Consider the following 24501-nt stretch of genomic DNA (forward strand, 5'->3'; position numbering starts at 1 on the left):
CTGCAGGGCGAGAAGGTCAGGAACTTCGAGGGGCTCCTGGATGCGCGAAAAAGAGACGCGACGGGGACCGGCGGGTACGGCGGAGGCGTTGCGCGAGGCTGCCAACAGATGTCCTTCCGAGGGCTCGCGGCGGACTGACTACACGCACGCCAGACAACCTCGCAACGTGAGCAAGCGGAGCGGGTCGTCAAAGGGCAGCGCAAAGGGGCAGTGTAGCCGAACGGCACACGCCTGTCCACTTCGCTCTCGCTGCATGCTTCACGTTGGTCGCAGCATCGCCCGTTCGAGCGGATACGTCAAGCCCGCTAGCCGTACTTTTCGCCGACTATGGGCCCGGACGCTGGGTTTTCTCCCCTGTGTGACCGGGCGCCCACCGTCAGGCCCAAGACGATACCCGCGAACGGGGACGGCTAACGCTCCGTCACACCGAGGGTCGAACCCATGCCGACAACCGGTGTGGTTGTGACTCAGGTACCCCTGGCATGGCGTTCACCAAACTCGTTTTTTGGTAACAATTGAAGGACGCGCCGCGCCCAAAGCACTCAAGCGGTGCCGATCAGCGTCGACAGGTCGGCCACGAGCCAGCGGGCCTCCTGCCGGACCACGACGAACCTGGCTCGGTTCTGGCTGATCTGCCGCTGGGGCTCCGCCTTGCCGGGGACCTCCTTGACCGTAGCCGTGTTCACGAAGAGCAGAACCTCCACCCGGTCGGCTTCGGCCCGCCCCACGGCCGCCGCGACGACGACCGCCGTCTGCACCGTCTTCTGTGCCCTGGCCTTGCTCACCAGAGTCGCGGCGAGCTCTCTGTACTGGGTGGTCAGCGCGCCCGTGGTGTGCCCGGCCGCCCGGGCCAGGTCCTGCTCGACCGTCTGGTAGTCGTACGAGAGCAGGTCGGGCGCCATCGAGCGGGCCGCGGCCATCGCCTCCACCCCCGCGGCGTCGGCGTCGCGCATGGCCTTCAGGTCGAACCACATCATCCCGACCACCACGCCCAGAACCGTGACGACGGCCATCAGCCCGATCGTGACCGTCCTCACGGCACCTGCACCGCCTTCGACACCAGCCAGACGCTCCCGACCTTGGTCAGCTCCATCGACCATCGGTAGAACCGGTCCTGCGGGGGCGTCTTGGACCCCTCCCACCGGATGTCCACGTCAGCCACGACCAGCACGCTGGCGCTGCCCTCCGACAGCGAGACCAGGCCGGTGGCGCGCAGCACGCCTTCCTGCTTCACCTTGTTGGCGACCGTGGTGCTCTTCAGCCGCTGGAGGTTGCTCTCGTACTCCTCGCGGGCTCCGCCGGTCGAGGTGGCCAGAATGCGCCGTACATCGGTGTCGATGGTCTTGTAGTGCAAGGAGAGCAGGTTGACCGCGTGGGTGCCCGCCGCGTCGAGGACGGCCCGCCGGTCGTCCGCCCTCGCCTGCTCATCGCGCGCCTGCGCGCCGATCCACACACCCGCCCCCACCAGCAGCACCGCGAGCACGGCCAGCACCGCGACGAGCACCGGAGCCGGCCGAACGGGGACGCCTGCCACGTTTGCTCACCCCTTCCAGCCGGTCGCCGGGATCATAACGCGCGAGCCACCGCCAGACCGGCATTCTGCCGAGGCGGTTGGAAAGGCGGCGGCTACCTGACGCCGTTGAGATGAGCGTTGATCAGGCGGGGATACTCCTCCAGCCAGTTGCGGCCGCGGTCGTCCACGAACGAGCCCTGCGGCGGGATCACGCCGTTGGCGGCCAGCCAGGTGCCCGGCGGACGCTGGGTGCGGCGCAGCCGGTTGCCGCTCGGCATCAGCTGCGGCGGGATCGGCGGCAGCGTACCCGGGTCGTGGCCCTGCTGCGCCTCCGCCTCCAGCTCGGAGATGTCCTTCTCCTCCGACATGCCGATGGGACCGTGCTTGCGGGCGTTGAGGAACTGCCGCACCACCGGCTCGTCGCTGGACAGCAGCATCTCGCGCGGCCCGAACATGATCAGCTCACGCCTGAACAGCAGCCCGATGTCGTCGGGGACCGTGCGCGCGGTGTTGATGTCGTGCGTGACGATCAGGAACGTCGCCTCGATCTCGGCGTTGAGGTCGACGATGAGCTGGTTCAGGTACGCGGTGCGCACCGGATCGAGGCCGGAGTCGGGCTCGTCGAACAGGATGATCTCCGGGTCGAGCACCAGTGCCCTGGCCAGGCCGGCCCGCTTGCGCATCCCGCCGGAGATCTCGCCGGGCAGCTTGCCCTCGGCCCCGACCAGGCCGACGAGCTCCATCTTCTCCATCACGATCTGGCGGATCTGGGACTCGGATCTCCTGGTGTGCTCGCGCAGCGGGAAGGCGACGTTGTCGTACAGGCTCAGCGAGCCGAACAGGGCGCCGTCCTGGAACAGCACGCCGAACAGCCGGCGCAGCTCGTAGAGCTTGTTCTCGTTGCAGTTGGCCAGGTCGTGGCCGTCGATCCAGATGTGCCCGCGGTCCGGCCTCAGCAGCCCGACCAGCGTCTTCAGGAAGACCGACTTGCCCGTGCCGGAGGGGCCCAGCAACACCGAGATCTCACCCGCGGGCAGGGTGAGCGAGACGTCCTCCCAGATGACCTGCCGTCCGAACGACTTGGTCAGCCCGTCGACCACTACTTCGACGCCCACCGGTCACCTTCCCGTCGCAGGGGGATACAGGTTGCCATCACGCTAGCGACGTTCGGGGGAATTGGAACCTATTCTAATAACTTGTTGCGGGGTGGTTATGGGACATCTCCGTCAGTGAGCGCACGGAGCCCGAGCCGCCCATGCCGCCACCGCGCCGGCCACGTCGGCGATGAAAGTCCGGGCGGCTACAAAGTCCGGGCATGCAAAAGGGGCGGTCACACCCGGCACCTGGGTGTGACCGCCCCTCCTGGATGAAACGATCTCGGTGAGCGCCGGGAAACGGCGCCGCGAGAGGTGTTACTTGACGGTGACGGACGCGCCGGCGCCCTCAAGGGCGGCCTTGGCCTTCTCCGCCTGCTCCTTGTTGACCTTGCCGTCGAAGACGTTCTTCGGAGCGCCGTCCACCAGGTCCTTGGCCTCCTTGAGGCCGAGGGACGTGAGGGCGCGGATCTCCTTGATGACCTGGATCTTCTTGTCGCCGGCGGCCTCGAGGATGACGTCGAACTCGTCCTGCTCCTCGGCGGCGACGGCCTCGGCGGCGGCCGGGGCGGCGGCGGCAACCGCGACGGGGGCGGCGGCCTTGACGTCGAAGACCTCCTCGAACTGCTTCACGAACTCGGAGAGCTCAAGGAGGGTCATCTCCTTGAACGCGTCGAGCAGCTCGTCGGTGCTGAGCTTCGCCATGATGATTTCCTCCGTATGGGACTTGCGAAATTTAGGAACGGGACCGCGGGTTTTGCGGCAATCCCCGTGTTACTCGCCCGCCTCTTCGCGCTTGGCGCGAAGGGCGTCGGCCAGCTGAGCCATGTTGGTGGGCAATGCGGCGAACATCGCGGCAGCAGCGCTCTGCTTCGCCTTGATCGCGCCAGCAAGCTTCGCGAGGAGAACCTCGCGGGACTCGAGGTCGGCGAGCTTGGTGATCTCGGCTGCGTCCAGCTTCTTGCCGTCGAGGACGCCGCCCTTGATCACCAGAAGGGGATTGGCCTTGGCGAAGTCACGCAGACCCTTGGCCGCCTCGACAACGTCGCCGTTGACGAAGGCGATCGCGGTGGGACCGGTGAGCAGGTCGTCGAGACTCGACACTCCCGCCTCGTTGGCCGCGATCTTTGTCAGGGTGTTCTTCGCCACGGCGAACTTCGCATTCTCACCGAGAGAGACGCGCAGCTGCTTGAGCTGGGCGACGGTGAGACCGCGGTACTCGGTCAGAACGGCGGCAGCGCTGCCTTCGAACTCGCTCTTGAGCTCGGCAACCGCTGTCGCCTTATCCGCCCTCGCCATGGGCCTCCTTCCAGATGTGCCGCCGGCGAAGTCCCGAGAAATGAGAACAGCCCCGGGCGCAGGGCGCACACGGGGCTCACACGCATGGATCACCATGCGGGAAACTCGTATTCACACCTGCGTGGGCCGTCCGCAGAAAGCGGATCCTTCGGTCGCCAGGTCATGAGGCACCTGACGACGACCGACGGTCTTTGGCATCGACCAGACTACGGCCTGGCCGCCGAGTTTCCAAATCGTTCTCAGTTGGTGGTGCCCTTCGGCAGCTCACCGACCTGGTCGGCGGGCGGAGCCTCGATCTTCACCGGCTCGTTGAAGCCCTTGAAGAACAGGGAGGCGTTGAGCGTGGCACCCTCCTTGGCGCCGCTCAGCGCGAGCTTGCGGGGCAGGCCGTCACTGTCGACCCAGATGTCGAACTTGACGTCCTTGAGCTCCGCCAGGTTGCGGCTCGCCTGCTCCCGCTGGTCGGCGGGGAGCTGCTGGACCGCCACGTCCACGGGGAACGAGCCGCTGTAGTGGGTGGTGTCGGCGCCGTCGACGCTCTCGGTGCCGACGGACTTCACGTCCTTGGACGCCGTGACCATCTTGGTGACGCTGGCCAGGTCGAACTGCTGGATCTGGTCGAGGTACTGCTTCACCTCACCGGAGCCACCCATCTCGGAGAGCGACACCTTGATCCACGGCTTGGTCGCGCCGACGAGCTCCTTGAGCGCCTCGACCTTGACGTAGACGACGTCGCCCTGGAGGACGGCGCGCACGCCGCCGGGCAGGCCCTTGCCGCCCATGTCGACGGTGTCGAGGGTGAGGTCGGCGGCGAGCTGCGGCTTGCTCTGGTAGAGCATCCGGCCCTGGACCTTGCCCTTGCTCTCCTGGGGGTGCGCCGTTTCGACGACGGCGTCGACGGTGTAGCTGGTGACCTCCGCGGTCTTCTGCGCGGCCTGCGCGAGCACCTCGGAGGCGGCCAGGTTGACCTGGATGGGTTGCGCGTTCGACCCGCAACCGGCTACGGCAACCGCGACCAGTGCGGCACCGGCCGCGGCGGTGGCGAGATTGATCCTGCGCTTCAGCATGTTTTGACCCTACGTGTAGGCGCTCGGAACATGGCGACTTCCCGCAAGATCTCGGGGAAAACCCAGGGTCATCCCGGACCGCCGTGATGCCGGGAACGCGAACGGCCCCCACCCGGACGATCAGGCGAGGGCCGTTCAGGGGTGCGCGTGAACCCGCTCACGCCTCCAGGTCGGCGGTGAGGCCGCGGGTGGCGTTGGGGTCGACCGGGACGCCGGGGCCCATGGTCGTCGAGAAGGTGACCTTCTTGACGTAGCGGCCCTTGGCGGCCGACGGCTTGAGCCGGAGCACCTCGTCGAGAGCGGCGGCGTAGTTCTCGATGAGCTGGCGGTCACCGAACGACGTCTTGCCGATGATGAAGTGCAGGTTGGCCTGCCGGTCGGTGCGGAACTCGATCTTGCCGCCCTTGATCTCGGTCACGGCCTTGGCGACGTCGGGCGTCACGGTGCCGGTCTTGGGGTTGGGCATGAGACCGCGGGGGCCGAGGACCCGGCCGAGGCGGCCGACCTTGCCCATGAGGTCGGGCGTGGCCACGACCGCGTCGAACTCGCCCAGCCGGTTGCCCTTGGCGATCTCGTCGATCAGCTCGTCAGCGCCGACGATGTCGGCGCCCGCCTCGCGGGCCGCCTCGGCACGGTCACCGGTCGCGAAGACCAGGACCCGGGCGGTCTTGCCGGTGCCGTGCGGAAGGTTGACCGTGCCGCGCACGATCTGGTCGGCCTTGCGAGGGTCGACACCCAGTCGCAGCGCCACCTCAACGGTGGCGTCGAACTTGGTGGCCGAGGTCTCCTTGGCGAGCTTCGCCGCCTCGGCGGGTGAGTAGAGCTTGTCGCGGTCGATCTTCGCCGCGGCGTCCTTGTGCGCCTTGCTGCGCTGCATGTCTGTCTCCTAGTGGTGCGCGGGCCGAGCCGGCCCTCCCACGGGTCGAAAAAGTCTCAGTCGGCGACGGTGATGCCCATCGACCGGGCGGTGCCGGCGATGATCTTCTCGGCGGCCTCGACGTCGTTGGCGTTGAGGTCGGGCATCTTGGTCTCGGCGATGCTGCGAAGCTGCTCGCGGCTGAGCTTGCCGACCTTGTCCTTGTGCGGGACCGCGCTGCCCTTGTCGATGCCCAGAGCCTTCTTGATCAGCTCAGGCGCCGGGGGCGTCTTCGTGATGAAGGTGAAGCTGCGGTCTTCGAAGATGGTGATCTCAACGGGGATGATGTTGCCCCGCTGGGCCTCCGTCGCAGCGTTGTACTGCTTGACGAAGTCCATGATGTTGACGCCGTGCGGACCGAGGGCGGTGCCGACAGGCGGAGCGGGCGTGGCCTGGCCAGCGGGAAGCTGGACCTTGACCAGGGCCGCCACTTTCTTCTTTGGAGGCATGGTTGAACTCTCCGGGTCCTGGATTACATGAAACCCCCACAGGCGCGGAGTGAGGCCGGGAGCTGGACGTTGGCGACGCCCGAGATCGGCTCACCCCCACAGGCGTGAGGACGACTAGCTAGTGTATGTGATCGTCTTAGATCTTTGAGACCTGGTTGAAGGACAGCTCCACCGGGGTCTCGCGGCCGAAGATCGAGACGAGCACCTTGAGCTTCTGCGACTCGGGGCTGATCTCGCTCACCGAGGCGGGCAGCGTGGCGAACGGGCCGTCCATGACCGTGACCGACTCGCCGATCTCGAACTCGACCGTGGGGCCGGTGGCGGTCTTGGCCGCGGCCTTCTTGCTCTCCTCGGAGGGCTCCGGGGCGAGCAGCTTGGCCACCTCGTCGATGCTGAGCGGGCTCGGCTTGTTGGACAGACCCACGAAGCCGGTCACCCCGGGCGTGTTGCGCACCGCGGCCCACGACTCGTCGGTCAGCTCCATGCGCACCAGCACGTAGCCGGGCAGCACGCGCTCCTTGACCGGCACCTTCTTGCCGCTCTTGAACTCCTGGACGGTGTGCGTCGGCACCTCGACCTGGTAGATGTAGTCCTCCATGTTGAGCGACACGTTGCGGCTCTCGATGTTGGACTTCACGCGGTTCTCGTAGCCGGCGTAGGAGTGGATCACGTACCACTCGCCGAGCTGGCCGCGCAGGGAACGCTTGAACTCTTCGACTGGGTCGACGTCGGGCAGGACGTCACCGTCTTCGTCGACGGCGGGAGACTCGTCGGTGGCCTCGTCGCTCTCCGCGACCTCGGCGTCGACGGTCTCCTCAGTGGCCTCGACGGCCTCTTCCGACTCGTCGCCCCACTTGTCGCGGGGCTCCTCCGCCGGCACTGAAGACTCGGACACGGTGACTCTTCCTCTTTCGTCGAATCGAACGGCGACTCCGTCAGGTGTCTCCGGCGGCGTCAGGTCAGGACCCGCCGAAGATGCGGAGGACAGCCCACCCAAGAGCGGCGTCGAGTCCGTACACAATGGCGACCATGATCAGAACGAATATCAGAACGACCGTGGTGTAGGTGATGAGATCCTTGCGTGTCGGCCAGATGACCTTGCGGAGCTCGTTGACGACCTGCCGGTAGAAAAGGGCAGGAGTCGTGCGAGTCTTCTTCTCGCCACTAGGCTTGTCTGCGGTCTCGCCGCGCGTGTCGATCGCCACAGTCCTCACCTGAATCTGTCGGTATCCAACGCAGGTTGCGGCGCGCTTACACGCCTTCATTGCGCGGACCGCACTCGCAGGGCACGAGGGACTCGAACCCCCAACCGCCGGTTTTGGAGACCGGTGCGCTACCAATTGCGCCAGTGCCCTATGTCGCCAACCACACTACCCTGATCGGCTCACTGCCTGGACCGAACCGCACGTCGACATGCGGCGGCACGACCAGGCCAAAGTGTATCGGGGTAAAGGCCGTCACGTCGAACCAGAACCTGATCGCGCAGGTCATGCCGCTCATAGGGGCCGCGTGGGAGCATGAATACATGTCCACTCGACCCCGTGTCTCCACACGGATCTCCGCGATTTCCGAGTCCGCCACGCTCGCCGTGGACGCCAAGGCCAAGGCCATGAAGGCGGCGGGCCGTCCGGTCATCGGCTTCGGCGCGGGCGAGCCCGACTTCCCGACGCCCGGTTACATCGTCGAGGCGGCGGTGGCGGCGGCGCGCGAGCCCCGCTTCCACAAGTACACCCCGGCCGGCGGCCTGCCCGAGCTCAAGCAGGCAGTGGCCGCCAAGACGCTGCGTGACTCCGGCTACCGGGTCGAGCCGTCCCAGGTGCTGATCACCAACGGCGGCAAGCAGGCCGTCTACGAGGCGTTCGCCACGCTGCTCGACCCGGGTGACGAGGTCCTGGTCGTGGCGCCCTACTGGACGACCTACCCCGAGGCGATCAAGCTGGCCGGCGGCGTCCAGGTCGACGTCGTCACCGACGAGACGACCGGTTACCTGGCGAGCGTCGAGCAGTTGGAGGCGGCGCGCACCGAGCGCACCAAGGTGCTGCTGTTCGTCTCGCCGTCCAACCCGACGGGAGCCGTCTACTCCCCCGAGGAGACCGCGGCGATCGGCCGCTGGGCGGCCGAGCACGGCCTCTGGGTCGTCACCGACGAGATCTACGAGCATCTCGTGTACGGCGACGCCGAGTTCACCAGCATCGCCACGGCCGTTCCCGAGCTGGGCGACCGGGTCGTCATCCTCAACGGGGTGGCCAAGACCTACGCGATGACGGGCTGGCGCGTCGGCTGGCTGATCGGCCCGCCCGACGTCGTCAAGGCGGCGACCAACCTGCAGTCGCACGCCACCTCCAACGTCGCGAACGTGTCCCAGATGGCCGCGCTGGCCGCCGTCTCGGGTGACCTGTCGGCCGTGGAGCGGATGCGCGAGGCGTTCGACCGGCGCCGCCAGACGATGGTGCGCATGCTCAACGAGATCCCGGGCGTGTTCTGTCCCGAGCCGAAGGGCGCGTTCTACGCCTATCCGTCGGTCAAGGAGCTCATCGGCAAGGAGCTGCGCGGCAGGCGTCCGCGGTCGTCGGCGGAGCTGGCCGAGCTGATCCTGGAGGAGGCCGAGGTCGCGGTCGTCCCGGGCGAGGCGTTCGGCACTCCCGGCTACTTCCGCCTGTCCTACGCGCTGGGCGACGACGACCTGGTCGAGGGCGTCAGCCGGCTGGCCAAGCTGCTCGCCGAGGCGCGCTGACCCGGCTCAGGAGTCTTCCTTGGGGACGACCCCGGCGGCGACGCGGTCCAGCTCGCGGGCGAGTCCTGGCGTGACGGAGACGTAGACCGCGGTGCCGGGCCGTTCGAGCCACAGGTAGTTGCGCACATCGCCGCGCGTGTGCCAGCGCAGCGCGGGCTTGCCCAGGTGGGCGGTGAGGGCGGAGCGGGTGACCAGCGAGGCGAACCTCTCGGCGGAGCGCACCCCGCACACCACGCCGACGCGCAGTTCCTCGCCGCCGCCGCGCCACGAGGCTCCCCGCACCTTGAGTGGTTCGGTGAGCGAACTGATCTGCGCGAACCCCCGGCCCCGGGTCAGCCCCTCGGGCAGGTAGGTGATCGTCAAGGGCCCGGCCCCGCAGGTCAGGGTGGGGCCCTCCTCGGCGGCGGGCGCCGCGACGGGGCTGGAGCGGGCGAGGCTGGGCTCGGCCGCCGGTGCGCCGCATCCGGCCAGTGTCAGCACGAGAAGCACCGGTGCCAGGCGCCGCATCAGCCCCCCTTGGCTATACGAGTGGATGACCAGGGAAAAGCCTTAGTCTCCTACAGGAGCCCGTACCGAGGCGGCAAGAGGAAGAAGCTCCTTGCCAAGTGATTCGCTCACCCGGATCCACGCCCCGGTGCCGACCCGCTCCAGCCAGACGATCATCCGGCCACCGCTCGGAGGCCGGCCGACCAGGGCGGGCCTGCCACGGATCGTGGCGCCCCTGGCGTCCGCCAGGGAGACCCGCTCGCGATAGGACTCCCAGTCCGCTGCTACCGTACCGCGCTCGACCTGCGCCTCGACGAACCGGCCGGCGGAGCCGAACCTGGCCCAGGCGCCTTCGACGCCTGGGCCGGGCGGAATCGCTCCCCCGCCCGTACGCCGCAGACCCGGGGGCAGATAGGTGAGCCAGAAGTCACCGGCGACCACCGCGAGCGTGGCCTTCGGGGCGGCGGCGACGCGGGGGCGCCCCGCCGCGGCCCTGCCGGGACCGCTGGTCGCCGCCGGAGCGGGCTCGACGGCCGGGACGGGCGTGGGCGACGCCACGGCCGTCTGCGACGGCCGCCCGAACCCCGAGGAGAACAGCCCATAGATGATCAGGGCGGTGGCGCCGAAGGCGCCGAACGCGAGGGCGGCCCGCCGCCACTCACCACTCCTCGGACCCTCAGGCATCATGGACGACCGACCCCGGCTTGACATCAGGTGCCCCAGGAGTTTACTCGCGGAGTTCGATCCCCTCGGCGACCTTCCTCAGCTCGGCGGGTCCGTCGACCCGTCCGGCGTAGCCCGGGCTCAGGTACACCTCGACGGCCAGCCCGGCCCGCGGGATCCAGCCGATCGTGAGGGTCGTGTCGTCGGCCGCCTCCTGCATGGACTCGCCGCCCTCGGTGACGCTGGTCAGATAACCCTTCTTGCCGCCGATGTCCACGCGGCCGGGGAAGGTGGCGAGCCGCTGCCGGACGTGCCGGGTCGCCTGGCCCTCGAACACCACGACCTGGATGCCGTAACCGTCCTTCTCGTCACCGCCCGGGGCGAACGAGGTGGTGTAGCTCTTCTCCCCGAACCCGTCCTTGCCCGACCACCTGCTCCAGGCCAGGCCCTCGGGCAGGTAGCCGAGGTGGATGCCGCCGAACGTCCGCCCGTCGCCCAGGTCGCCCAGGTCCTGAGGCATCGAGCCGGGCGACCCGACGGTCAGCATGACGACCTCTCCCCTGGCCACCTCCGTGTCCGCGGCGGGCTCCTGTCCGCTCACGTTCCCCTTGGCGGTCTCCGTCTCGGGGTCGTTCACCACCAGCCCGGCGTCCCGCAGCGTCTTCACCGCGTCGGCGACGTCCATGCCCACGACTGACGGCACCTTCACCGTCGCGATCACCGCCCGGTCCTCGCCGGTGGCGTACGACGCGGCGGGCCCCGCGACCGGCTGTCCGGTGTTCAGCGCCAGCGGCACGGCCACGGCGGCGGCCGCGGTGACGAGCGCGGCGCCGGCCGTACGGAATCTGACCACGTGCGCGCGGTGGCCGCGGCGCACGGCCCCGCCCAGCGTGGGAGCGGCCTGCACGTCGGCGACGTGGTCGGCCATGGCCTGCGCGAGCGCCTCCTCTGCCTTCATTGCAACGCTCCTTCTGTGATGTGCATGCGTTCGCGGATCCGGGCCAGGCCGCGCGCGGCCTGGGACTTCACGGTGCCGACCGAGCAGCCCAGCTGGGCGGCGGTCGACGCCTCCGACTGGTCCTCCCAATAGCGCAGCACGAGCACGGCCCGCATCTTCGGCGGCAGCCTGCGCAGCTCCTCGATGAGCGCGTCGCGCAGGTCGAGGTCGGGAGATTTCGCGGCGGTGTCGGGTGGCCGGGCGAACGTGATCTCCTGGATCACCCGGTTCCGGCGCGCCCTGCTGATGGCCGCGTTCACGACGATCCTGCGGGTGTACGCCTCGGGGTTGTCGTGCCGGATCCGGGACCAGTGCCGGTACGCCTTCTCCAGGGCGTGCTGGACGAGGTCCTCGGCATCATGCCTGGTCGCACCGCAGACCAGGATCGCCGTACGCAGGAGCGAGGTGCTCCGCGCGGCGAGGAACTCGTCGAATGCCGCTTCGTCTTCGTCCGTCATAGGCAAGGGCCTCCCTTCGCCCTCCTCAACGCACGAATCCTCCCCCGGGTTGAGTGGCAGGATATGGAAATGCCACGTCCGCTAGACAAGCTGCCCAAGGCACATCTGCACCTGCACTTCACCGGGTCCATGCGGCACTCGACGTTGATCGAGCTGGCCAGGGAGCAGGGGCTGCACCTACCCGACGCGCTCGAACAGGACTGGCCGCCTCGGTTGCGGGCCACCGACGAGCGGGGCTGGTTCAGGTTCCAGCGGCTGTACGACATCGCCCGGTCGGTGCTGTCCAAGCCCGAGCACGTCTACCGGCTGCTCCGGGAGACGGCCGAGGACGAGGCGACCGCCGGGTCCAGGTGGCTGGAGATCCAGGTCGATCCCTCGGGCTACGCGCAACGGTTCGGTGGGCTGACGGCCACGCTGGAGCTCGTGCTGGACGCGGCGGCCGGGGCGGCCGAGCGGGCGGGCATCGGGATGGCGGTGGTCGTCGCGGCCAACCGGACCAAGCATCCGCTCGACGCCAACACGCTGGCCCGGCTGGCCGCCCAGTACGCCGGCAAGGGCGTCGTCGGGTTCGGGCTGTCCAACGACGAGCGGCGCGGGCAGGCTCGCGACTTCGACCGGGCGTTCCGGATCGCCAAGAGGGCGGGGCTGCTGGCCGTGCCGCACGGGGGCGAGTTGCTCGGTCCGCGGAGCATCGCGCAGTGCGTCGACGACCTGGAGGCCGACCGCGTGGGCCACGGGATCCGGGCGGCCGAGGACCAGCGGCTGATGGAGCGGCTGGCCGACCGGCAGATCTGCTGCGAGGTCTGCCCCACCTCCAACGTCGGGCTCGGGGTGGCCGAGCGGGCCGCCGACGTGCCGGTGCGGCGGCTGTTCGACGCGGGGGTGCCGATCGCGCTGGGCTCCGACGACCCGCTGCTGTTCGGTTCGCGGCTGTTGCGGCAGTACGAGCTGGCACGCGACGTGTACGCCTTCCGCGACGCCGAGATCGCCGAGCTGGCGCGGCAGTCGATCAGGTCGTCGTCCGCGCCGGAGGCGCTGCGCAAGGAGCTGGTGAAGGAGATCGACGACTGGCTGGTGTCTCCCCCACCGGAGTCCTCACCAGAGCCGTCAGCGGAGTGAGGCGGCGATCTCCGCGGCTCGTTCCTTGGTCCCGGCGCCTTCTAGGCGGTAGCCGACGGGGCCCGACTGCCAGATGAGGGTCGGGGCCGCCTGGCGCAGCGGGACCGGCGTGCCGTCCTCGCGCTCGATGTAGCCGAGCGGGTGGCTGCCGCCGATCCACCAGGCCGTGGTGGCGCCGAGCGGCACGTCCTGGGGGTAGGGCGGGCCCAGCCGCTTGAAGAAGAAGGGCTCCATGGTGCCGTCGAACTGGTCGAGCCGGATGCCGCCCGGCCAGAACATCGACGCCACCCGCCCGTTGTCGCCGACCGTCGCCGCGGCGGGCGGGCCCAGGGCGGCCGGGGTCCTGACGGGGAAGGTGACGAGGGAGCCCAGCCTGCCCGGCTCGACGTCGCGCTCTCCCGGCAGTGTGGTGGGGGTGATCACCGGCGTCGGGGTCCCGCCGAGGCGCAGCTCGATCCCGGCGTACCTGAGGATCGCGGTGACCGCCGCCCGCCCCTGAGGGGTGGCGGCCGTGACGGCGACGACGGCGAGCACCACGGCCACGACGACCGTCCACCTCCTGCGCCGGGCGCGTCGAGCCGGCCGCCGCTTCCGGACCACCTCGGGCGCGCTCTCGGGCACGGCCTCGGGCGGGGTCTCAGACGGCGGGGTCTCAGACGGCGGGGTCTCAGACGGCGGAGTCTGAGACGCGGGCTCGGACGCGGTGTCCGGGGTCGGCTCGGCGGCGAGGCGGGCGCGGACCGCGGCGGCCACGTCGGCGGGCGGCGGCGCGGGGACGTCCAGGGAGGCGCCCAGGTCGAGGAGCTGGGCTTCGAGGTCGTCGAAGGACTCATGCGAGCTCATCGCCCACCCCCTCTCTGAGCCGGGCCAGACCGCGATGGGTGCTGGACTTGACGGTGCCCAGGGGCCAGTCGAGCACCTGGGCGGTCTCCGCTTCGGACAGCTGTAAGAAGTACCGGCAGACCAGCACCTGGCGTTCCCGTTCGGGCAGCCGGCGCACCGCTTCCAGGAGGCGGGCGCGGCGGTCGGTGGCCACCGCGGTGCCCGCCGGGTCGTCGGGGGCCGCGACCTCGGCCGTGACGCCGAGGCGCGCGGTCAGCTCGGACCTGCGCCCGCGCGAACGGTTGAGGTTGTGCGTCTCGTTGGCCACGATGCGCAGCAGCCACGGCCGGAACGGCGCGTCACGGCGGAACGACGACAGGTGCCGGAACGCCTTGACGAACGCCTCCTGCACCACGTCCTCCGCCTCGTCCCCCGCTCCCAGCAGGGCGGCCGTACGGTGGGCGAGCGCGCTGTAGCGGGTGACCAGCGCCTCGTAGGCGGTCAGGTCACCGGCGAGTGAGCGGCCGATCGCCTCGTCGTCGTCCATAGCGAGTCAGATTCCATCCCAGAACAGGGCGCCAAGGGAAGGGCGTCGAGCCGATCAGGTGAGCCCGGAGCCGCGCCGGGCACTAGACTCTGGCAGATTCACGAGCCCTCGAAGGAACGGGACTATGTCTTCTGGGTATGACCGCGTAGTGCAACCGGCGGCCGGTGACGAGGCCCTGGAGAACCACCTCGGCGGGGACGAGGCGAAGAACTACCGGCAGTACGAGTTCGACATGGTCGCCCCGCATGTCGGCCGTTCGATGCTGGAGATCGGCTCGGGGCTGGGCCACTTCGCCGAGCAGTTCCTGCCGCGGCTCGACCGGCTCGTGGTGTCCGACTTCGACCCCTACTGCGTCGAACAGCTCCGGCAGCGGTTCGCCGGGCGCGACGACATCGACGTGCTGCAGTTCGGCCTGCCGACCGACATCCCCCTTGAGGACAAGGTCGACACGGTCGTCATGATGAACGTCCTGGAGCACATCGAGGACGACGCCGAGGCGCTGCGCTCGCTGGCCCGCGTCACCCAGCCGGGCGGGCGCATCATCATCTGGGTGCCCGGCTACATGCAGCTCTACGGAGATTTCGACCGCAAGGTCGGCCATGTCCAGCGCTACACCCCCAAGACCCTCTCCGCGACGGTCGCCAGGGCGGGCCTCGACGTCGACGTGCTCAAGCCGATCAACTTCCTCGGCGGAATCGCCTGGTGGGCCGCGGTACGCCGCGGCGGGGTCGGCTACCCCGACCCGCGCCTGGTCAAGATCTACGACCGCACGGTGGTGCCCGCGACTCGGCTGATCGAGCGGTTCATCCGCCCGCCGTTCGGCCAGACGGTCTTCTGCGTGGCCCGGGTGCCCTCCTGAGCACCCGGGGCCTGCCGGTCACTTGATGGAGCCGGCGGTCAGGCCGCCGACGACCTTCCGCTCGATCAGGGCGAAGAGGATGATCACCGGGATGGTGGCGATCACCGAGCCGGCGAACAGGTTCTGCCAGTCGACCTGGTATTGCCCGATGAACGAGTTGAGCGCCACGGTCAGCGGCTGGTTGGCGGGGGTGGTGGTCAGGGTCAGGGCCACCACGAACTCGTTCCAGGCGGCGATGAACGTGAAGATCAGCGCGGTGATCACGCCGGGCATGGCGAGCGGCAGCGTGATCCGGAACAACGCCCCGAACCTCCCGTTGCCGTCGATGAAGGCGGCCTCCTCCAGTTCGCGCGGGATCGAGGAGAAGTAGGCGTTGAGGATCCACACCGCGAACGCCAGGTTGAACCCGCCGTTGACCAGGATCAGCGACCAGATCGAGTCCACCAGCCCGAACTGGAAGAACTCCCGGTAGATGCCGACCAGCATGGCCGTCGGCTGGAACATCTGGGTGATCAGCACCAGGATCAGGAAGGCCGTACGCCCCCTGAAGTTGTGCCGGGCCGAGTAGTACGCCGCCGGCAGCGCGACGAGCAGCACCAGGATCGTCGACCCGGCCGCCACCTGGAGCGTGACGACGAGGTTGCCGGCCAGGCCGCTGCTCCAGAAGTTGGCGAGGTTGGACCACTCCCACTCCGACGGGAAGAACGTCGCGTCGCGCAGCGAGTCCTGTGGCCGTAGCGAGGTGAGCAGCATCACCAGGTACGGGAACAGGAAGATGAACGCGACGACGTAGGCCAGGCCCGCGACGAGCACGGTCCTGATCCTGGGCAGCCGCCGGGCGGACGCGGGCCGGAGCCTGGCGTGGTGGTGGTGCGCGGCAGGGCGGGAGGCGGTCTTGACGGCCATCACGCCACCTCCTTGTTCCAGCGGGACACCTTGAGGAAGATGACGGTCAGGACGATCACCATGCCGAAGTTCACGACCGACATCGCGGCGGACTCGCCGATGTCGGAGCCCTTGAGGATGAACATGAAGATCGTCGAGGTGGCCGTCGAGTAGCCGGGCTGGCCGTGCGTCATCGCCCAGATGATCGGAAAGCTGTTGAAGACGTTCATCACGTTGATCAGCGCGGCCACGGTGAGCGCCGGGCGCAGCAGCGGCAGCGTGATCGACCAGTACGTCCGGATCCAGGAGGCGCCGTCCATCTTGGCCGCCTCGTAGACGTCAGCGGGGATCGTGGCCAGGCCCGCCAGCAGCGCGTACGTCGTGAACGGCACCGACACGAATACCGCGACGAACACCAGCCACGGCATCGCGGTCGCGGCGTCGCCCAGCTGGTCGGCCGAGGCCCCGCCGAGCGCGTCGATGAGCCCGAGCTTGACCCGGATCTGGTTGATCACCCCGACCTCGGGGTCGAGCATCCACTTGAAGATGATCGCCGTCATCAGCACCGAGGCGGCCCACGGCGCGATCAGCGCCCAGCGGGCGAACTTGCGGCCGGGGAAACTCTGGTTGAACAACTGGGCGAGGGCCAGCGAGATCAGCACGGTGAGGACGACGACGGCCACCACCCAGATCACGCTGCGGACCATGATGTCCGCGAAGTCCTTCTCGCCGAACAGCTTCTCGTAGTTGGCCAGGCCGTTGGAGCCCTGCACCACGCCGAACCGGCTGATCTTCAGGAACGACGACCTGATCATCTCGACGACCGGCCAGAGCACGACCACCGCGATCAGCACGATGGCCGGCCCTACCCAGGCGAGGGGCTCCAGGGCGCGCAACCTTCTCATGCGGAACCTTCCATGAACGGTACGGCCGGCGGCCCCGGGAAACTGGGCGCCGGCCGTACGGATCCCCGATGGATCAGCTGCTCTCGGCGGTCTTCTGGAGCTCACCGAGGACCTTGGCCGGGTCGTCCTTGACGGCCCCGCCGATGATCTGCTTGATCTGCGGGTTCACCACGGCCCACTTCGGGTCCTGGAACGGGTAGAAGCTGGCGTTGGGCAGCGCGTCGAGGAACGGCTTGAGCTTCTCGTCGCCCGACAGCTTCTCGATGCCGCCGTTGGTGACGGGCAGCAGCTTGTAGGTGTCGCTGATCTTCTGCGCGGCGGAGCCGGTGTAGAAGAAGTCGAGGAACTTCTTGATCTCGGCGGGGTGGCCGTTCTTGTTGAACGCCATGATCCAGTCCATGACGCCGAGGGTGGTGTCGAGCGGGCCGGCCTTGCCGGGGATCGCCGTGACGCCGTAGTCCTTGAGGCCGGCCGCGTCGAAGATCGGGATCGACATGGGGCCGCCGTTGACCATGCCGACCTTGCCCGCGCCGAAGTCCTCCCAGACCGTCTTGCGGTCCTTGGTGCCGGGGTTGGGGGTGGTCAGGCCCGCGTCGACCAGGCCCTTGAGGTAGCCGAAGGTCTCGACGTTCTGCGGGGAGTTGATCGCCCACTTGCCGGAGGCGTCCTTGTAGCCGCCGCCGTTGCCCAGCATCCACAGGAACGACTCGCCCTGGGCCTCCTCCTGGCCGAGCGGGAGACCGAACGGCTGGCTCACGCCGGCCGCCTTCAGCTTCTCGGCGGCGGCCTTGAGCTCGTCCCAGGTCTTCGGCGGCTCGGCGATGCCGGCCTTGGTGAACAGTTCCTTGTTGTAGAACAGGGCGCGGGCCGAGGAGACGAACGGGATGCCGTAGGCGGTGCTGTCGACCTTGCCGAAGTCGGCGAACTTCTGCAGCAGGTCGCCGGAGACGTTCGGCGAGAGCACCTCGTCGACCTTGTGCAGCAGGCCGTCCTGGACGAAGCCGGAGTAGTCGCCGGTCTGCAGGATGTCGGGCACCTGGCCGTTCTGGACCATGGTGGCGACCTGCTTGTCGATGTCGTTCCAGTTGATGACCTGGACGTCCACCTTGATGGTGGGGTTGGCCGCCTGGAACTCGTCCACGACGCCCTTCCAGAACGTCTCACCCGAGTTCGGCTTGCCGGGGCCGTCGCCGTAGTCGGCGGCGACCATCTTCAGCGTGACCTGGCCGCCCTCCGCGGCCTGGTCACCGGTCGCCGTGCCGGAGTCGCCGGAGCCGCAGCTGGACAGGACCAGCATGGTCGCCAGGCCGAGAGCGGCGCCGCCCACAAGCTTGATGTTCACCGTTAAGTACCGCCTTCTCGTCGGACGGGCCGTCCCTGCTGGTCCGTACCAGCTGCCGACGCCGCCCCGTGGGACTGGGGACGTGTGGAGCCATAGCTCCACACGTTTGCGCCAGAGTAAGCCTCTGTTCAGCAGCCGGTCTATACCGGTTGATTGCGGTTCCACAACAAGGATGCGGTCGGATCCGCGCAACCGGTCTAGACCACAGGTCAAATGATCGTACGACGGAGGTTCTCCCCACCCTCCGGCACGCCGATCCACGGACCCTCGATGGACGGGTCGAGAATGCCCTCCTCCACGAAGGTGTAGCGGCCCTCCAGCACGTACCGCGCGAGCCGCGTGTCCTCGCTGTCGCCGTTGTCCCAGAGCCGGTCGAACAGCGCGCCCACCCGCCGTCTGGCCTGCCCGCAGAACGTGTCGGCCAGCTCGTACGGCCGGCGGCCGAGGTCGCCCGAGTCCTCGTCGGCCCTGACGCACACGGCCGTCATCGCGAACAGCTCCGCCCCGATGTCGACGATCCGGCCGAGGAACGCCTGCCGATGCTCCAGCCGCCCCTGCCAGCGGGACATGCCGTAGAAGATGGACCGGGCCAGTTTCCTGCTGGTCCGCTCCACGAAGCGCAGGTGGGCCGCCAGCGGCCCGAACGACGCGTAGGCCGTGGGCAGGTTGCCGCCGCCCGCCAGCAGGGTCGGCAGCCAGCGGGCGTAGAAGCCGCCGGCCCGCCTGAGCGCCTGGGCGCGTTCCTGGCGGGACGCCTCCGGGTTGATCAGCTCCCCGGCGGCCGACAGGTGCGCGTCGACCGCCTCACGGGTGATCAGCAACCGCATGATCTCGGAGGAGCCCTCGAAGATGCGGTTGATCCGGGAGTCGCGCAGCATCTGCTCCACGGGCACGCCCCGCTCGCCGCGCGCGGCCAGCGACTCGGCGGTCTCGTAGCCGCGCCCGCCCCTGATCTGGACCAGCTCGTCGAGCGCCTGGTAGGACAGTTCGGTGGCGTACAGCTTGGCCAGCGCGGCCTCGATCCTGATGTCGTTGCGCTGGTCGTCGGCCATCCGGCCGGTCAGGTCGCTGACGGCCTCCAGCGCGTAGGCCGTGGCCGCGATGAAGGCGATCTTCGTGGCCACCGCCTCGTGCTCGCCGACCTTGCGTCCCCACTGCACCCGCGCGTTGCCCCACTCGCGGGCGATCTTCACCGCCCACTTGGCGTTGCCCGCGCAGGTGGCGGGCAGGGACAGGCGGCCGGTGTTCAGCGTGGTGAGGGCGATCTTCAGCCCTTCGCCCTCACGGCCGATGAGGTTGCGCGCCGGGACCCTGACCTGGGCGAACTCGGTCACGCCGTTCTCGATGCCGCGCAGGCCCATGAACTGGTTGCGCCGCTTGACCGTGATGCCGGGAGAGTCGGCCTCGACGACGAAAGCACTGATCTTCTTGCCCGTCCGCGCCATGACCACGAGCAGGTCGGCGACGACGCCGTTGGTGGTCCACAGCTTGACGCCGTCGATCACGTACTCGTCGCCGTCCCTGACCGCGGTGGTCGCCAGCCGGGCGGGGTCGGAGCCGACGTCGGGCTCGGTCAGCAGGAACGCCGAGATCTCCCCGCGCGCGCACCGGGGCAGGAACTCACGCTTCTGCTCCTCGGAGCCGAACAGCTTGAGCGGCTGCGGCACCCCGATCGACTGGTGCGCCGACAGCAGCGTCGCCAGCGCCGGGCAGTAGGAACCGACGAGCATCAGCGTCCGGCAGTAGTAGAGGTAGGGCAGGCCCAGCCCGCCGTACTTCTCGCTGATCGTGATCCCGAACGCGCCGAGCGCGGCCAGCCCCTTCACCACGTCGTCGGGCACCTGCGCGGTCCGCTCGATCGCCGCCGGATCGACGTGCGCGTCGAGGAACCTGCGCACCGCCCTGACGAACTCCTCACCCCGCTTGGTCGCCTCGTCGCCCAGCGTGGGCGCGGGATGGACCAGATCCAGCCGGAAATCCCCCAGGAACAGCTGTTTCGCGAAGCTCGGCCGCGTCCATTCCTGTTCGCGGGCCTGCTCGCCGAGCTCTCTTGCCTTGGCGTACTCGCTCATGGCATCCTCCCGCCGACGCTACGCGTCCCGAGCTTTCCTGTGTAGGCAGGATTAATCGGTTGCGCCCTGTCGCGCCGTGTCCGTACTGTCTGAGACATGCGCCTTTACCAGTAGAACGCCGGGGCTGACCTGGATCAGCCCGGTTACTCAGCCGAACCGCCCGGCGGTGTCACACCCCGCCGAAGTCCGTCCCGACGCGGCAGCTGAGCTTGTCGACCGGCCCCCGGCCGCGTCACGAGTCACGTAAAGGAGCACTCCATGCGAGTACGCGCAGGCGAGAAGAAGCACGGTAAGAAGAACGTCCCCGGAATTCCCGGACGGGACCTGCCTCCGGCGCCACGGCAGCTGCCTCAGCGGCCGATCGCCCCGCCGAGGCGCATCCCGCCCAAGGGACGCTAGACCACTACCAGGATGGTAGTGAGTGCGGCGCGCGGCCCCCATACGCCCGGGCCCCCGCACACCTAATGCCCCGGTTCCTCACTCCGAGGAACCGGGGCGTCCTCGGAGAATCCCCGGAAACCAGCCATCGCGGGCGGCTGAAACAGGTGGTGTCCCGGCCCTTCGGATCCGAAGGGCCGGGACACCGTCACGTCAGGGGCGGTCCGGGCGAGCCCGGCGCGGAGGAGCCCGCCGGAGCCCCCGGCGAGGGCGCCCGCTCCACCCTGACGAGCCTTCGCTGAGGTCAGAGACGCTCGATGATGGTGACGTTGGCCTGGCCGCCGCCCTCGCACATCGTCTGCAGGCCGTACCTGCCGCCGGTGCGCTCCAACTCGTGCAGCAGCTTGGTCATCAGGATGGCCCCGGTGCCGCCGAGCGGGTGACCGAGGGCGATGGCGCCGCCGTTGGGGTTGACCTTGGCCGGGTCGGCGCCGAGCTCCTTGATCCAGGACAGCGGCACCGGCGCGAACGCCTCGTTGATCTCCGTCACGTCGATCTCGTCGATGGACATGCCGGCCTTCTTGAGCGCCTTCTGGGTCGCCGGGATCGGCGCCGTGAGCATGTACACCGGGTCGTCGCCGACCAGGGCCAGCTGGTGGATGCGGGCCCGCGGCGTCAGGCCGTGGTCGCGTACGGCCTGCTCGGAGGCGATCAGCACCGCGCCCGAGCCGTCGGAGATCTGCGAGGAGGTGGCCGCGGTGATCTGGCCGCCCTCCTTCAGGGTCTTGAGCCCGGCCAGCTTCTCCAGCGTCGAGTCGGGCCGCGGCCCCTCGTCGTCGGAGACCCCGTTGATCGGGGCGATCTGGTCCTTGAAGTAGCCGTTGGCGATGGCCTTGGCCGCCCGCTGGTGGGACTCGTAGGCGAACCGCTCAAGCTCGTCGCGCGTGAAGCCCCACTTCTCGCACATCAGCTCCGCGCCGCGGAACTGCGAGATCTCCTGCTTGCCGTAGCGCTCGACCCATCCCTCGCCGAACGGGAACGGCATGCCCTTCTCCAGGGCGGCGGTGATGGAGGCGCCCATGGGCACGATGCTCATCGACTCGACCCCGGCCGCCACGACCAGGTCCTGGGTGCCGGACATGACGCCCTGCGCGGCGAAGTGGATCGACTGCTGCGAGGAGCCGCACTGGCGGTCGATCGTGACGCCGGCGGTGGTCTCCGGCAGGCCCGCGGACAGCCACGCGTTGCGGGCGATGTCCATGCTCTGGGGCCCGAACTGCATGACGCAGCCCATGATGACGTCTTCCACCGCCGCCGGGTCGACGCCGGTGCGCTCCATCAGCGCCTTGAGTGTGTGAGCGGCAAGATCAGTGGGATGGACGGTGGAAAGGCCGCCCTTCTTCTTGCCGACGGGGGTGCGGACCGCCCCGACGATGTACGCCTCTGCCACAGTGCCTCCTGAAACCGAGCATTATTCGGTTATTAAAGGAGAGACTACAACAGAACGATGCTCTGTGCCCGCTCACGCAGGCGGTAGAACATCCTCCGCCGCGTCCACCCGGAACCGCCACCGGTCCACGACCAGGCCGTTCAGGGCGTCGGCCAGCCGCAACGCGAGCGCGCCGAGCTGAGCCGGGTCGTCACCGCGCAGCTCGATCGCGGTCAGCTCGGTCGCGAACGGCAGCAACTCCTGCACGGCCGGCGGCCGGCCCTTCTCCGGCACGACCAGGACCCGGACGCCGTCGACCGTGTAGACGAACTCCTCCTCCTGCTCGACGACCTCACCGTCGAGCAGCGGCAGCAGCTCGTCGGCGGCGGGACGCACCGGCAGGATCACGGCAGGACCGCCCCGGTCGGCCTCGCCCCGGTCGGCGGGATCGGTCACCTCGCCCCTGCAGACCGCCAGCCCACCGAGCCGGAACGCGATGCCCTCGGCCAGATGGCGGTCGAAGAAGTCGAACGGCATCGGGCCCTCGGCCGTCACCCGGCACGCCCAGACCTTCTCCAGCTCGCCGCCCACCAGCTCGGGCTCGGCCTCAACCGGGGCGTGGACCCGGACGTCCACCGCCACCACGTCGTCGCCGTCGGCGCGGGCGTCGGGATCGGCCAGCCGTACGATCCGCAGGAGCTCCGACTGGCTCGGCTTGGCGGGCAACGCCGCCGTGGGGCCAGTCCGCAGTCTCCGCTTCGCCATCCAGCCCATGCGCGCCTCGCCTCCGCGATCAGCTTCGATAGGAGCTCGTCATCGTCGCATACACGATGACGTTGTCGGTGTAGTGACCGGTGTTGCGGTTGTACGTGCCGCCGCAGGTGATGAGGTGGAGCTGGGCGTTGGCCTGGTCGCCGTAGACGCGCTGGGTGGGGAACGTCTGCTTGCTGGCCTGCTCCACGCCGCCCACGGTGAACACCGCGGTCGTCCCGTCCTGGCGCTTGACCTCGATGGTGTCGCCGTGGCGCAGCTCGTGCACGCGGCTGAACACCGCACTGCGGGTGCGGGTGTCCTTGTGGCCCAGGATCACCGCCGGGCCTACCTCGCCCGGGGTGGACATGTTGCGGTACCAGCCCGCGAGGTTGGGATTGTCGGCCGGCGGCACCTGGATCGTGCCGTTCTTGGCCAGGCCGACCGACTTCACGGGGGCGTTGACGCCCAGCTTCGAGATCACGATGCGCACCGGGGTCGAGGGCTGCATCGGAGGCGCCGCCTGGATCTGCGGCAGCGGCGGCGGCACCGTGGGCGCGGCCTGGAACAGGGCCTGCGCGGGCTGCCCCCCGCCGGGCTGCGTGTCGACCGTCAGCTGGTCGCGCTGACTGGCCAGGCCGTACTGCTCGGGCGAGCTCACCACGATCAGCATCCCGGCGATGACCGTCACCACTCCGGCGACCGCCGCCAGGATCAGCACGGACCTGAGCGCGGTGCCGCCCTTGTCGGGGTCGGGCCCGCCGCCGTACGGATGCTGAGGCGCCATCACCGGTCAGCCCTTGCCGATCGTACGACGACGCATCATCAGGCCACCCGCCCCGGCGGCCAGGATCAGCATCGACCCGGTCAGGACGAACAACCTGCCATCAGGCCCCATCTCCCCACCGGCTCCGGTGTCGGCCCCGGCCTTCGGCGTCTTGGACGACCGCGTCGTGGTCTTGCTCCCGCTCGGCGTCTCGGTCACCGTGACCGTCGTCGTCTTCGTGGGCTTCGGGGTGCTCGTTGGGGTACTAGTCGGGGTGCTCGTTGGAGTATTAGTCGGGGTGCTCGTTGGGGTGCTCGTTGGGGTGTTGCTTGGCGTCCCAGTGCCTACAGTGATCAAGGCGGCAGCCGCAGTCGCCTCGGCCTCCGACCCGGCCTTGACCTTGCATGTGTACCAGTTGGCGCCTGTCGTCCCGCTCGTCGGGCCGACCTGGAGAACGAAGTCGTCGGGCACAACGGCGATCACGCCCGTGGCCCTCGGCGTGAGCGAGATCAGCACCTGTGGAATGGGCATGGTGGCTTGGGGGGAGGCCGACGTAGTCATGGACGCGGTGGCTCCACGCGTCTCTGTGGGTGATGGGTTCGGCGTCCCGGTGATCACTACGGTCGCCTGGATAACCACTCGGTCCGTCGTGCTGATCTGCGAAGGCACAGGAAGAGCTGATTCCGAGGCGACCGGCTGCCCTATCTTCCACGTCACCACAGCGGTGGAGCTGGGCGTCGGAGCCGAGAGAGGACCCGCTAAGTCCATCTGGAACTTGTACTCGGTGCCGGGGTCGCCGGTCCCGGCCCCCTCCGAGCACACATAGGTTACGGGTTTCGGCACCAGGGACTGCGCCAGAGCGGGTACTCCGATGACTGTCGCAGCCACTCCAATGGCCAGGGCAGATGTCTTGAGGGCGAGGCGGCGACACCGCGCCTTGGACGTCAGCAC

Annotated in this window: 28 protein-coding genes and 1 tRNA gene; 5 read left to right on the top strand and 24 right to left on the bottom strand. The window is 69.0% G+C overall.

What is annotated here, in order from left to right:
• Positions 1 to 542: 542 nt before the first annotated feature.
• The 11 genes from AB0I38_RS35705 to AB0I38_RS35755 form a co-directional block, all read right to left on the bottom strand.
• On the bottom strand, positions 543 to 1037 hold the full coding sequence (locus AB0I38_RS35705; RefSeq protein WP_358491870.1) for a hypothetical protein: 495 nt from the start codon (positions 1035 to 1037) through the stop codon (positions 543 to 545).
• The gene (locus AB0I38_RS35710) at positions 1034 to 1534 is read right to left on the bottom strand and encodes a hypothetical protein (protein WP_358491874.1); all 501 of its coding nucleotides are present in this window, start codon (positions 1532 to 1534) and stop codon (positions 1034 to 1036) included. The genes AB0I38_RS35705 and AB0I38_RS35710 overlap by 4 nt, the downstream gene beginning before the upstream one ends.
• A 92-nt stretch (positions 1535 to 1626) precedes the next feature.
• Positions 1627 to 2628: an ABC transporter ATP-binding protein gene (locus AB0I38_RS35715; RefSeq protein ID WP_358491877.1), complete on the bottom strand. Its 1002-nt coding sequence runs from the start codon at positions 2626 to 2628 to the stop codon at positions 1627 to 1629.
• A gap of 297 nt (positions 2629 to 2925) precedes the next feature.
• Complete coding sequence (gene rplL / locus AB0I38_RS35720; protein ID WP_358491880.1) at positions 2926 to 3312, bottom strand: 50S ribosomal protein L7/L12; 387 nt, start codon at positions 3310 to 3312, stop codon at positions 2926 to 2928.
• Positions 3313 to 3381: 69 nt separating this feature from the next.
• Positions 3382 to 3906, bottom strand: a complete 525-nt coding sequence (gene rplJ / locus AB0I38_RS35725) for a 50S ribosomal protein L10 (RefSeq protein WP_358491885.1) — start codon at positions 3904 to 3906, stop codon at positions 3382 to 3384.
• 239 nt (positions 3907 to 4145) lie between these two features.
• The gene (locus AB0I38_RS35730) at positions 4146 to 4973 is read right to left on the bottom strand and encodes a DUF1396 domain-containing protein (protein ID WP_358491888.1); all 828 of its coding nucleotides are present in this window, start codon (positions 4971 to 4973) and stop codon (positions 4146 to 4148) included.
• Between the two features lie 157 nt (positions 4974 to 5130).
• Positions 5131 to 5850: a 50S ribosomal protein L1 gene (rplA, locus tag AB0I38_RS35735; RefSeq protein ID WP_189124282.1), complete on the bottom strand. Its 720-nt coding sequence runs from the start codon at positions 5848 to 5850 to the stop codon at positions 5131 to 5133.
• A 56-nt stretch (positions 5851 to 5906) separates the two neighbouring features.
• Positions 5907 to 6338, bottom strand: a complete 432-nt coding sequence (gene rplK / locus AB0I38_RS35740; RefSeq protein WP_113703663.1) for a 50S ribosomal protein L11 — start codon at positions 6336 to 6338, stop codon at positions 5907 to 5909.
• A 136-nt stretch (positions 6339 to 6474) separates the two neighbouring features.
• Positions 6475 to 7233 carry a transcription termination/antitermination protein NusG gene (nusG, locus tag AB0I38_RS35745; protein ID WP_358491896.1) on the bottom strand — a complete coding sequence of 253 codons (759 nt, stop codon included), beginning with the start codon at positions 7231 to 7233 and terminating at the stop codon, positions 6475 to 6477.
• Between the two features lie 64 nt (positions 7234 to 7297).
• Positions 7298 to 7543 carry a preprotein translocase subunit SecE gene (gene secE, locus AB0I38_RS35750; protein WP_358491902.1) on the bottom strand — a complete coding sequence of 82 codons (246 nt, stop codon included), beginning with the start codon at positions 7541 to 7543 and terminating at the stop codon, positions 7298 to 7300.
• Positions 7544 to 7620: 77 nt separating this feature from the next.
• Positions 7621 to 7693: transfer RNA gene (locus AB0I38_RS35755), tRNA-Trp, on the bottom strand.
• A 170-nt stretch (positions 7694 to 7863) separates the two neighbouring features.
• On the opposite strand from AB0I38_RS35755, the gene AB0I38_RS35760 reads away from it, so the two are divergent.
• Positions 7864 to 9072: a pyridoxal phosphate-dependent aminotransferase gene (locus AB0I38_RS35760; protein WP_358491906.1), complete on the top strand. Its 1209-nt coding sequence runs from the start codon at positions 7864 to 7866 to the stop codon at positions 9070 to 9072.
• A 6-nt stretch (positions 9073 to 9078) separates the two neighbouring features.
• Here the strand turns inward: AB0I38_RS35760 and AB0I38_RS35765 are convergent, their stop codons facing one another.
• The 4 genes from AB0I38_RS35765 to AB0I38_RS35780 are packed head-to-tail and all read right to left on the bottom strand — an operon-like array spanning position 9079 to position 11676.
• Positions 9079 to 9579, bottom strand: a complete 501-nt coding sequence (locus AB0I38_RS35765) for a hypothetical protein (protein WP_358491909.1) — start codon at positions 9577 to 9579, stop codon at positions 9079 to 9081.
• A gap of 42 nt (positions 9580 to 9621) precedes the next feature.
• Positions 9622 to 10245: a hypothetical protein gene (locus AB0I38_RS35770; RefSeq protein ID WP_358491912.1), complete on the bottom strand. Its 624-nt coding sequence runs from the start codon at positions 10243 to 10245 to the stop codon at positions 9622 to 9624.
• 40 nt (positions 10246 to 10285) lie between these two features.
• Positions 10286 to 11179: a PASTA domain-containing protein gene (locus AB0I38_RS35775; RefSeq protein ID WP_358491916.1), complete on the bottom strand. Its 894-nt coding sequence runs from the start codon at positions 11177 to 11179 to the stop codon at positions 10286 to 10288.
• Positions 11176 to 11676 carry a SigE family RNA polymerase sigma factor gene (locus AB0I38_RS35780; protein ID WP_358491920.1) on the bottom strand — a complete coding sequence of 167 codons (501 nt, stop codon included), beginning with the start codon at positions 11674 to 11676 and terminating at the stop codon, positions 11176 to 11178. The genes AB0I38_RS35775 and AB0I38_RS35780 overlap by 4 nt, the downstream gene beginning before the upstream one ends.
• A 69-nt stretch (positions 11677 to 11745) precedes the next feature.
• On the opposite strand from AB0I38_RS35780, the gene AB0I38_RS35785 reads away from it, so the two are divergent.
• Positions 11746 to 12795, top strand: coding sequence for an adenosine deaminase (locus AB0I38_RS35785; RefSeq protein WP_358491923.1), 1050 nt, complete (start codon positions 11746 to 11748; stop codon positions 12793 to 12795).
• Here the strand turns inward: AB0I38_RS35785 and AB0I38_RS35790 are convergent.
• Together AB0I38_RS35790 and AB0I38_RS35795 are read right to left on the bottom strand one after the other, a co-directional pair.
• Positions 12784 to 13638: a hypothetical protein gene (locus tag AB0I38_RS35790; protein ID WP_358491927.1), complete on the bottom strand. Its 855-nt coding sequence runs from the start codon at positions 13636 to 13638 to the stop codon at positions 12784 to 12786. The genes AB0I38_RS35785 and AB0I38_RS35790 overlap by 12 nt on opposite strands.
• Positions 13625 to 14164, bottom strand: a complete 540-nt coding sequence (locus AB0I38_RS35795) for an RNA polymerase sigma factor (RefSeq protein ID WP_358491931.1) — start codon at positions 14162 to 14164, stop codon at positions 13625 to 13627. The genes AB0I38_RS35790 and AB0I38_RS35795 overlap by 14 nt, the downstream gene beginning before the upstream one ends.
• Before the next feature lie 124 nt (positions 14165 to 14288).
• Here AB0I38_RS35795 and AB0I38_RS35800 point away from each other — a divergent pair, with 124 nt between their 5' ends.
• Positions 14289 to 15023: a class I SAM-dependent methyltransferase gene (locus AB0I38_RS35800; protein WP_189124294.1), complete on the top strand. Its 735-nt coding sequence runs from the start codon at positions 14289 to 14291 to the stop codon at positions 15021 to 15023.
• Between the two features lie 18 nt (positions 15024 to 15041).
• Here AB0I38_RS35800 and AB0I38_RS35805 read toward each other — a convergent pair whose 3' ends face one another.
• The 4 genes from AB0I38_RS35805 to AB0I38_RS35820 all read right to left on the bottom strand — a co-directional run bounded on the left by AB0I38_RS35805 (position 15042) and on the right by AB0I38_RS35820 (position 20227).
• On the bottom strand, positions 15042 to 15929 hold the full coding sequence (locus AB0I38_RS35805; protein WP_358491935.1) for a carbohydrate ABC transporter permease: 888 nt from the start codon (positions 15927 to 15929) through the stop codon (positions 15042 to 15044).
• Positions 15929 to 16813, bottom strand: a complete 885-nt coding sequence (locus AB0I38_RS35810; RefSeq protein WP_358491939.1) for a carbohydrate ABC transporter permease — start codon at positions 16811 to 16813, stop codon at positions 15929 to 15931. The genes AB0I38_RS35805 and AB0I38_RS35810 overlap by 1 nt, the downstream gene beginning before the upstream one ends.
• A 73-nt stretch (positions 16814 to 16886) precedes the next feature.
• Entirely contained in the window at positions 16887 to 18155 is a 1269-nt protein-coding gene (locus AB0I38_RS35815) for an extracellular solute-binding protein (protein WP_358491944.1), read from the bottom strand.
• Positions 18156 to 18364: 209 nt separating this feature from the next.
• Positions 18365 to 20227 carry an acyl-CoA dehydrogenase family protein gene (locus tag AB0I38_RS35820; RefSeq protein WP_358491948.1) on the bottom strand — a complete coding sequence of 621 codons (1863 nt, stop codon included), beginning with the start codon at positions 20225 to 20227 and terminating at the stop codon, positions 18365 to 18367.
• A 258-nt stretch (positions 20228 to 20485) separates the two neighbouring features.
• Between AB0I38_RS35820 and AB0I38_RS35825 the strand changes: the two genes are divergently transcribed.
• Entirely contained in the window at positions 20486 to 20626 is a 141-nt protein-coding gene (locus AB0I38_RS35825) for a hypothetical protein (protein ID WP_358491951.1), read from the top strand.
• Positions 20627 to 20909: 283 nt separating this feature from the next.
• Here AB0I38_RS35825 and AB0I38_RS35830 read toward each other — a convergent pair whose 3' ends face one another.
• From AB0I38_RS35830 to AB0I38_RS35840, 3 genes are all read right to left on the bottom strand, one after another.
• A complete protein-coding gene (locus tag AB0I38_RS35830; protein WP_358491956.1) occupies positions 20910 to 22055 on the bottom strand; it encodes an acetyl-CoA C-acetyltransferase in 1146 nt (381 codons plus the stop codon).
• A gap of 72 nt (positions 22056 to 22127) precedes the next feature.
• Complete coding sequence (locus AB0I38_RS35835) at positions 22128 to 22799, bottom strand: hypothetical protein (protein ID WP_358491960.1); 672 nt, start codon at positions 22797 to 22799, stop codon at positions 22128 to 22130.
• 28 nt (positions 22800 to 22827) lie between these two features.
• Positions 22828 to 23571: a class F sortase gene (locus tag AB0I38_RS35840; RefSeq protein ID WP_358492219.1), complete on the bottom strand. Its 744-nt coding sequence runs from the start codon at positions 23569 to 23571 to the stop codon at positions 22828 to 22830.
• Between the two features lie 151 nt (positions 23572 to 23722).
• Between AB0I38_RS35840 and AB0I38_RS35845 the strand changes: the two genes are divergently transcribed.
• The gene (locus AB0I38_RS35845) at positions 23723 to 24376 is read left to right on the top strand and encodes a hypothetical protein (protein ID WP_358491963.1); all 654 of its coding nucleotides are present in this window, start codon (positions 23723 to 23725) and stop codon (positions 24374 to 24376) included.
• Positions 24377 to 24501 lie beyond the last annotated feature (125 nt).

The sequence above is a fragment of the Nonomuraea cavernae genome, from assembly GCF_040655715.1.
Taxonomy (GTDB): Bacteria; Actinomycetota; Actinomycetes; order Streptosporangiales; family Streptosporangiaceae; genus Nonomuraea; species Nonomuraea cavernae_A.